General features: G+C 71.4%; 7 protein-coding genes. 3 read left to right on the top strand and 4 right to left on the bottom strand.

Annotated features, from left to right (window positions below; all coding sequences use genetic code 11):
* Positions 1-223: 223 nt before the first annotated feature.
* From ACFXGX_RS15365 to ACFXGX_RS15355, 3 genes are all read right to left on the bottom strand, one after another.
* On the bottom strand, positions 224-829 hold the full coding sequence (locus ACFXGX_RS15365; RefSeq protein WP_328448522.1) for a MarC family protein: 606 nt from the start codon (positions 827-829) through the stop codon (positions 224-226).
* A gap of 434 nt (positions 830-1,263) precedes the next feature.
* The gene (locus tag ACFXGX_RS15360; RefSeq protein ID WP_384790243.1) at positions 1,264-2,124 is read right to left on the bottom strand and encodes a PHP domain-containing protein; all 861 of its coding nucleotides are present in this window, start codon (positions 2,122-2,124) and stop codon (positions 1,264-1,266) included.
* A 219-nt stretch (positions 2,125-2,343) separates the two neighbouring features.
* Positions 2,344-2,985 carry a DUF6758 family protein gene (locus ACFXGX_RS15355; protein ID WP_326785665.1) on the bottom strand — a complete coding sequence of 214 codons (642 nt, stop codon included), beginning with the start codon at positions 2,983-2,985 and terminating at the stop codon, positions 2,344-2,346.
* 164 nt (positions 2,986-3,149) lie between these two features.
* Between ACFXGX_RS15355 and ACFXGX_RS15350 the strand changes: the two genes are divergently transcribed.
* The gene (locus ACFXGX_RS15350; protein WP_384790240.1) at positions 3,150-4,403 is read left to right on the top strand and encodes an MFS transporter; all 1,254 of its coding nucleotides are present in this window, start codon (positions 3,150-3,152) and stop codon (positions 4,401-4,403) included.
* Positions 4,404-4,495: 92 nt separating this feature from the next.
* Here the strand turns inward: ACFXGX_RS15350 and ACFXGX_RS15345 are convergent, their stop codons facing one another.
* Complete coding sequence (locus ACFXGX_RS15345) at positions 4,496-5,080, bottom strand: suppressor of fused domain protein (protein ID WP_384790237.1); 585 nt, start codon at positions 5,078-5,080, stop codon at positions 4,496-4,498.
* A 616-nt stretch (positions 5,081-5,696) separates the two neighbouring features.
* Between ACFXGX_RS15345 and ACFXGX_RS15340 the strand changes: the two genes are divergently transcribed.
* Both ACFXGX_RS15340 and ACFXGX_RS15335 read left to right on the top strand, forming a co-directional pair.
* Positions 5,697-6,809: a magnesium and cobalt transport protein CorA gene (locus ACFXGX_RS15340; RefSeq protein ID WP_355769932.1), complete on the top strand. Its 1,113-nt coding sequence runs from the start codon at positions 5,697-5,699 to the stop codon at positions 6,807-6,809.
* Positions 6,810-6,833: 24 nt separating this feature from the next.
* Entirely contained in the window at positions 6,834-7,376 is a 543-nt protein-coding gene (locus ACFXGX_RS15335; RefSeq protein ID WP_384790233.1) for a hypothetical protein, read from the top strand.
* The last annotated feature ends 91 nt before the right edge of the window (positions 7,377-7,467 follow it).

Below are 7,467 nucleotides of genomic sequence, written 5' to 3'. Positions count from 1 at the left end.
CTCCGCCCCACCAAACCCCCCGCAACGCGCCTGGTGCACGCGTGGGGGTCCGCGAACACCCACCCGATACACACACTCCCCCCCCCCCCCGGGCGCGGCCGGGCGGGGCTCTGCGCGTGGGCGTACGCGGCTCGGCGCGTGGGCGTACGCGGGTCTGCGCGTGGGCGTACGCGGCTCTGCGCGTGGGCGGACGCGGGTCTGCGCGTGGGCGACGCCGGGGCCGTCAGCTCCCCCGGATCACCTGGGTGACGCCGTTGATGATCTGCTGCACCGCGATGGCGGAGAGCATCATGCCCGCGAGCCGGGTCACCAGGACCACTCCGCCGTCCTTGATGACGCGGATGATCAGCAGCGAGTAGCGCATCACGACCCACAGCACGACGTGGATCGCGAGGATCGCGGTCCACACGGAGACCTGGGTGGCGACCGAGTCGGCCTTCTGCACCGCGAGGATCACGGACACGATCGCACCGGGCCCGGCGAGCAGCGGCATCCCGAGGGGTACGAGGGCGACGTTGACGTCCTTGGTCTGCTTCGGCTCGTCCGTCTTGCCGGTGAGCAGGTCGAGCGCGATGAGCAGGAGCAGCAGTCCGCCCGCGATCATCAGCGCGGGCACGGAGACGTGCAGATAGTCCAGGATCTGGTGCCCGAGGAGCCCGAAGACGGTGATGACGCCGCCGGCGACGCAGACCGCCTGGACGGCCATCCGCCGCTGCACCCGGGCGGGGCGGCCGGCGGTGAGCGCCAGGAAGATCGGGGTGATCCCGGGGGGATCCATGATGACGAAGAGCGTGAGGAAGAGGGAGCCGAAGACGGCGACGTCGAACATGTGAGGACAGCCTTGCGAGGTGGTTGGAGAGGGTGGGCGGGTCTTCCGGCCACCGTTTCGGGCAGTCGTCCCGCGGTGCGGAACGGGGGCACCACCGGTCCGGCGGCGCGGAACGGGAGCGGGTCCTCGCGGACGACCAGGGGCACGACCGGCGGCGCCGGACACGGCCCCGGACGCCCCGGGTCACCGGGACGCGGCCGGGCGCGCACCGAGACGCACAGGACATCCCGCCGGACCGGCGCGGGTGTCGGCGCGCGACCAGGCGGGTGGCGGCAGAGAGCGTGCCAGGAGCCTTACGGCGGCGGCCCGGTTCGTACGGGCCTCACGTGCCGGCCCCGACGGCACCGGCCCGTCGGGACGGCCTCGGCCGCGGACGTGCCGCCGTGGTCAGGAGCGGCTCCGCCGGACCCGCGTGGCGCGGAACGTCCGGGGACTCAGACCGCTCCGCCCGCGCCAGGTACCGGGAACGCCCCGGTGGCGCGGCGGGTGATCTCCCCGTAGACCTCGGGGTCGGTCGTGAACTCCCCGAGCACACAGGTCTTGCGGCTGCCGTGATAGTCGGACGAGCCCGTGGTCAGCAGCCCCAGTTCGGAGGCCAGACCGCGCAGCCGCGCCCGGGTGGCCGGCTCGTGGTCCATGTGGTCGACCTCGATGCCGTCGAGGCCCGCGCCGGCCAGCTCCGCGATGACCGATTCCGGCACGGTCCGGCCCCGCTTGGCGGCGGCGGGGTGAGCGAGGACGGTGACGCCTCCGGCCCCCTTGACCAGCCGGATCGCCTCGAAGGGATCGGTCTCGTGCTTGGGGACGTAGGCGCGGCCCCCGTCGGCCAGCCACTGCTCGGTGAAGGCGTCGGAGACGCTGTCGACGAGGCCCAGCTCGACCAGTGCGGAGGCGACGTGCGGGCGGCCGACCGATCCGTCGCCCGCGATGCGCGCCACCTGCTCCCAGGTGATCGGCACGCCGAGCTCCTGGAGCCTGGCGACCATCCCCTGGGCCCGCGGCACCCGGTCGTCCCGCACCAGTTCGCGCTCGGCGAGCAGGGCCGCGTCCTCGGGGTCGAAGAGGTAGGCCAGCATGTGCAAGCTGATGCCGTCGATCCGGCAGGAGAGTTCGGCGCCGGTCACGAGGGTGAGCCCCTCCGGCAGCGCGGCGACCGCCTCGGCGTAGCCGCGCGTGGTGTCGTGGTCGGTCAGCGCGACGACGTCCAGACCGGCGGTGGCGGCGTTACGCACCAGCTCGGCGGGGGTGTCCGTACCGTCGGAGGCGGTGGAGTGGGCGTGCAGGTCGATACGCACTACGCGGACTCCAGGCGGTGACGGAACGGGCGGGACGCTCAAGGATAGCGGGAACCGACCCCCCACTGTCACACCCGTACCGGGGGAGCACCCCCTACACTCCCCGACGTCCGGGCACGGCCGACGCCCCCTGCACCCCCACCTCAGGGCACGCCCCGTCTGCGCCCCCCACCTCAGGGCACGCCCCGTCCGGGCGCCGCGGGGCACGGCGCTACGGCGCTACGGCTCCAGAATGCGCGGCGACAGCGCTCCGCACGGGAGCAGGTCGACCTCCGCGCCCGCGTCGCGCAGGTCCGTCAGGACCAGTTCGTCGTACATCAGCAGTCCGGTCTGCTCGGGCCACACGACCGCCCACAGCCACAGCCCCCGCGCCTCGCCCGCGAACACGGCGCGGTCGTCGGGGGAGCCGGAGACATGCCAGAGCGGCGTGGGCCGGCCGGCCGCGAGGACCTTCGCCTGAGGCGGTTTCTCGACGCTCATGTACGGGCCGGGGTCGGGGCCGTCCATGCCCGCGTACCGCGCGCCGAGACCGACGCCCAGTTCCTCGGCGACGAGGATCAGCTCGCCCATGCCGCCCAGCGGTCCCGGCCCCGAGCAGGCGATGACGGTGGCCCTGCCCCCGCTGCGGTCGTCCCCCGCGAACGCCGCTCCGGTGAACAGCCAGCCGACCGGCAGGGGCCACGGCATCCACACCGGCACCCGGGCGCGGTGCACGACCACACCGAGGGCCTCGACGCTGGGCGGGATCACGGGCTGCAGCGGATGCACCGTGCCGTGCACATCGCACTGCCAGGAATCGGCAAAGAGGCCGGGAGCCCTGACCCGGCCACCACACTTCGGGCAACTGGGTTCGCCCCTCATAGGGCCCAACGGTCCTCCCCGTCCTTGCCCGCGTCAAGGACGATCACCCGTCCGGCATGGCCCGGCCACGCCGAATAACTACATGCATCTTGCATTTATTAGCTCGGCTAACTTATTATGTGTATAAGCCAACGACCCAGTCGGCACACAGCGAGGGAGCGGGCATGATCAACAGCACGGAAGGCCCCGCGGAGGGCGACACGTTCGACGCGGGCGCGGGTGGCATCCTGCGTCAGCCGAGGGCCGTCTGGGCGACCGCCGGAGCGTCCGTCGTCGCTTTCATGGGCATCGGGCTCGTCGACCCGATCCTGCCGTCCATCGCCCAGGGACTGGACGCCACCGCCGGCCAGGTGTCCCTGCTCTTCACCTCGTACTTCCTGATCACCGCCGTGGCGATGCTGCTGACCGGCTTCGTCTCCAGCCGGATCGGCGGCAAGAAGACCCTGCTGCTCGGCCTCGCGCTCGTCGTGGTCTTCGCCGGACTGGCCGGCACCTCGGGGTCGGTCGGCGAGCTCGTCGGTTTCCGGGCCGGCTGGGGACTCGGCAACGCGCTGTTCGTCTCCACCGCCCTCGCCGTCATCGTCGGCGCGGCGGCCGGTGGCAGCGCCGCCGCGATCCTGCTGTACGAGTCCGCGCTGGGCCTCGGCATGGCCTGCGGGCCGCTGCTGGGCGCCCTGCTCGGCAACGCGAGCTGGCGCTACCCGTTCTTCGGCACCGCCGTCCTGATGGCGATCGGCTTCCTGTGCATCACGGCGTTCCTGAAGGAGCAGCCGAGGCCCGCGCGCAGGACCTCACTGCTCGACCCGCTGCGCGCCCTCGGCCACGGCGGTCTCGCCTCCGCCGCGGCCTCCGCGTTCTTCTACAACTACACGTTCTTCACCGTGCTGGCCTTCACCCCGTTCGTGCTGAACATGACGCCGTACAAATCCGGCGCGGTGTTCTTCTGCTGGGGTCTGCTGCTCGCGGTCTTCTCGGTGATCGTGGCGCCCCGGATGCAGGCGCGGTTCGGCTCGCTGAAGGTGCTGGGCGGCTCCCTGGTGCTGCTCGCCGCCGACGTGCTCGCCCTCGGCTACGGCGACCACACCACCGCGATCGTCTGCACGATCCTGTCCGGCGCCTTCATCGGCGTGAACAACACCGTCTACACGGAACTGGCCCTCGGGGTCTCCGACGCCCCGCGCCCGGTGGCGAGCGCCGGCTACAACTTCGTGCGCTGGTTCGCGGCCGCGGCGGCGCCGTACTTCGCCCCGAAGATCGAGGAGTGGAGCAACATCCGCGTCCCGTTCGTGGTCGCCGCGGTCACCGCGCTGCTGGGTGCGGCGGTGGTCTACGTACGGCGTACGGCGCTCGCCGAGAAGGCCGAGGAGCTGGAGCCGGTCCACGCCACCGAGGACGGTGTCACCGTCTTCGCCAACTGAGCGGTCGAGACGGGGACTTGACGGACAGGAGCGGAACTTCACACCGGAGAGCGGGATTTGACGGACCACCACACACGGGGTCCGGTGACCGGTCAGTCCAGGGCGACGGACTTGCGCAGCGGATCGCGCAGGTCCGTTCCGCCGTTCAGCCAGCGTTCCTGGAGGGCGCCGGCGCCGTGGACGCGCTTCCAGGCGGCCTCGTTGGGCGTCATGGGGAGCAGGGGCAGGAAACGTACGGGGTCGGCGGGAGCGTCCAGCTCCAGGTCCTCCACCAGACCACCGGCCTCGGCGACCAGGACGGAGGTGAACGGCGCCCCGGGCCACAGGGGTTCACCCACGTCGAGCGAGGCGCCCGGGGCCACGATCAGGCCCTCGACCTGGGGAGAGGCGGCGAGCACGGCCAGCGGGCGGAGCACCTTGTCGGTGTCGGCCCCGGACGGGCGGACCGAGAGGACCAGCTCGGCTCGCGGGCCCTTCACCGGATCGGCGAGCGCGGCGGTGGGGTCCGCCATCGGCTGGGCGGACATGCCGAGTGTGGCGTAGCGCACGATGTCGCCCTCGGTGAAGCGCAGCACCTCGATACGGTCGGTGCCCAGAAAGGTGACCGCGGCCCGCGCGTCGGGTTCGCCCAGCGCTGAGCGCAAACGGGCCTCGACCAGAGGAAGAACATCAGCCATGAACCGAGCATAGGCCGCGTCAATTCCGCCACGGTGCACCGGACCCCGGTCAACAACGCGCAAAGCGGGGACTTGACGTATCGGTGCGCTGATACTCTTGGCCGCTGGTCGGAGCAGTGCATGACTGAGCATCCCCAGGCCTTCATCGGCACTGCGGGAGTTGCTCCCTGACTCCGACGCACTGAGACTGATCTGACTCCCCTTCGGAGGGAGACAGACTCCCCTTCGGGGGATGGACCGTCCCTCACGGGGGACCGACCGGAGGAGGTGGGGCTGCAATGGATCGAAGTCGATCGTGCAGTACCACCCGCTCTTCCTGTCGCTGAGTTCGTAGCTGGTTCCGCCGGGTTTCTCAGCCCTGCCGGCTGCCGCCTCCCGCAATCAAGTGCGCACGTGTCAGCGTTGCCCGGTGCACTACGGAAGAGCGCTTCGTTTCCGCCTGATCTGTCCGATCTGAACCCCTGATCTGTCTGATCTGAATCAACAGCGAAGCTGCCAACACGACGGTGCGGTGCTCCCCGCTTTGTGGACGTGCCAAACATCCGCAGCCAGGACGTCCCCATTCCGGGTAGTTCCAACCGTCGCAGGCCGCCTCCGTTGCGAGAAGGAGCCTGCCATGTCGATGATCCGTGACCTGCGTGCCGCGGTCCGTCCCCGCCCGTCCCTGCGCAAGGACAGTGGCTCGTACGACACCACCCGTGACCCCGCCACCCCGTCGGCCGTGGTCGACTGCGCCGTCTACCGCGACGGTGCCCGCGTCGACACGCGCGTACCGCTCACGCCGCAGGAGGCCATGCGCCAGGTGCGGCGCGACGGCGGCTTCGCGTGGATCGGTCTGCACGAGCCCACCGAGGACGAATTCGCGGGTATCGCCCGCGAGTTCGGGCTGCACCCGCTGGCCGTCGAGGACGCCGTCCAGGCTCACCAGCGGCCCAAGCTGGAGCGCTACGACGACTCCCTGTTCACCGTCTTCAAGACCATCCACTACGTCGAGCACGACCGGCTGACGGCGACGAGCGAGATCGTCGAGACCGGCGAGGTCATGTGCTTCACCGGCGGGGACTTCTTCATCACCGTCCGGCACGGCGGGCAGGGCTCGCTGCGCGCGCTGCGGCACCGCCTCCAGGACGACCCCGAGCTGCTCGCCAAGGGCCCCTCGGCGGTGCTGCACGCGATCGCCGACCATGTCGTCGACGGCTACATCGCGGTCGCGGACGCCGTCCAGGACGACATCGACGAGGTCGAGACGGAGGTGTTCTCGCCGGGCCGCAAGGGCACCCCGCGCGGCACGGACGCCGGGCAGATCTACCAGCTCAAGCGCGAGGTGCTGGAGTTCAAGCGAGCGGTGTCGCCGCTGCTGCGGCCGATGCAGCTCCTGAGCGAGCGCCCGATGCGCCTGATCGACCCCGACATCCAGAAGTACTTCCGCGACGTCGCCGACCACCTCGCGCGCGTGCAGGAGCAGGTCCTCGGCTTCGACGAACTGCTCAACTCGATCCTTCAGGCGAACCTCGCCCAGGCCTCCGTGGCGCAGAACGAGGACATGCGCAAGATCACCTCGTGGGCCGCCATCGTCGCCGTACCGACGATGGTGTGCGGTGTGTACGGCATGAACTTCGAGCACATGCCCGAGCTGCACGCGCGCTACGGCTACCCGGTGGTCATGGGCATCACGGTCGGCCTCTGTCTGTCCATCCACCGCATCCTGAAGCGCAACGGCTGGCTGTAGCGCGGGCTGGATAGTCTGAGCCCCATGACGCAAGAGCTGCTCGACCAGGCCCTCGTCGAGGAGGCCACCAAGAAGTCCGGGCTGATCTGGGTACGGGGCGCGGGCGCGCCCTCGCCGTCCGGTCCGGGCGAGGAGGGGCCCACCCGCGCGCTGTGGCACGTGTGGCACGACGGCGCGGCCTGCCTGGTCGGCGACGGGCCCGGCGAGCAGCCGCTGCCGGGGCTGGCCGACGGAGGGCACGCGGTCGTCACCGTACGCAGCAAGGACAAGGGCGGGCGGCTCGTCACCTGGTCCGCCACGGTCGTGGAACTCGCCGCGGGCACCCCCGAGTGGGAGGCGGCCGTCGGGGAGCTCAAGGGCAAGCGGCTGAACGCCCCGGACGGCGAGGCCATGCCGGAGCGCTGGGCGCGCGAATGCCGGGTGGTGCGCCTAGAACCGACGGGCGCGACCGCCGGGCTGCCCGAGGGCTCGCTCGCCGAGCGGCCGCTGCCGACCCCGGCGACGACCCGCCGGCCGGTTCCGGCGGCGCTCCCCCGCCTCCTGCTGAAGCGGCGCAAGCGGGGCTAGGTCGTGTCCGCAAAGTCGCGTCGTCCGCCCGGAGGGCGGGCCCGGCGGCGTCATGGGGGTCCCCCCTGCTCGAGCGGAGCCGAGAGCTCGG

Source organism: Streptomyces sp. NPDC059371 (assembly GCF_042751995.1).
Lineage (GTDB): Bacteria > Actinomycetota > Actinomycetes > Streptomycetales > Streptomycetaceae > Streptomyces.
The sequence above is the reverse complement of the archived record's forward strand: the minus strand, read 5'-3'. Positions and strand labels throughout refer to the sequence as shown.

What these genes read in the sequence shown, in the direction of transcription:
- ACFXGX_RS15365 (WP_328448522.1), bottom strand. Translation starts at nt 829, where the DNA reads ATGTTCGACGTCGCCGTCTTCGGCTCCCTCTTCCTCACGCTCTTCGTC.
- ACFXGX_RS15355 (WP_326785665.1), bottom strand. Translation starts at nt 2,985, where the DNA reads ATGAGGGGCGAACCCAGTTGCCCGAAGTGTGGTGGCCGGGTCAGGGCT.
- ACFXGX_RS15350 (WP_384790240.1), top strand. Translation starts at nt 3,150, where the DNA reads ATGATCAACAGCACGGAAGGCCCCGCGGAGGGCGACACGTTCGACGCG.
- ACFXGX_RS15345 (WP_384790237.1), bottom strand. Translation starts at nt 5,080, where the DNA reads ATGGCTGATGTTCTTCCTCTGGTCGAGGCCCGTTTGCGCTCAGCGCTG.
- ACFXGX_RS15340 (WP_355769932.1), top strand. Translation starts at nt 5,697, where the DNA reads ATGTCGATGATCCGTGACCTGCGTGCCGCGGTCCGTCCCCGCCCGTCC.
- ACFXGX_RS15335 (WP_384790233.1), top strand. Translation starts at nt 6,834, where the DNA reads ATGACGCAAGAGCTGCTCGACCAGGCCCTCGTCGAGGAGGCCACCAAG.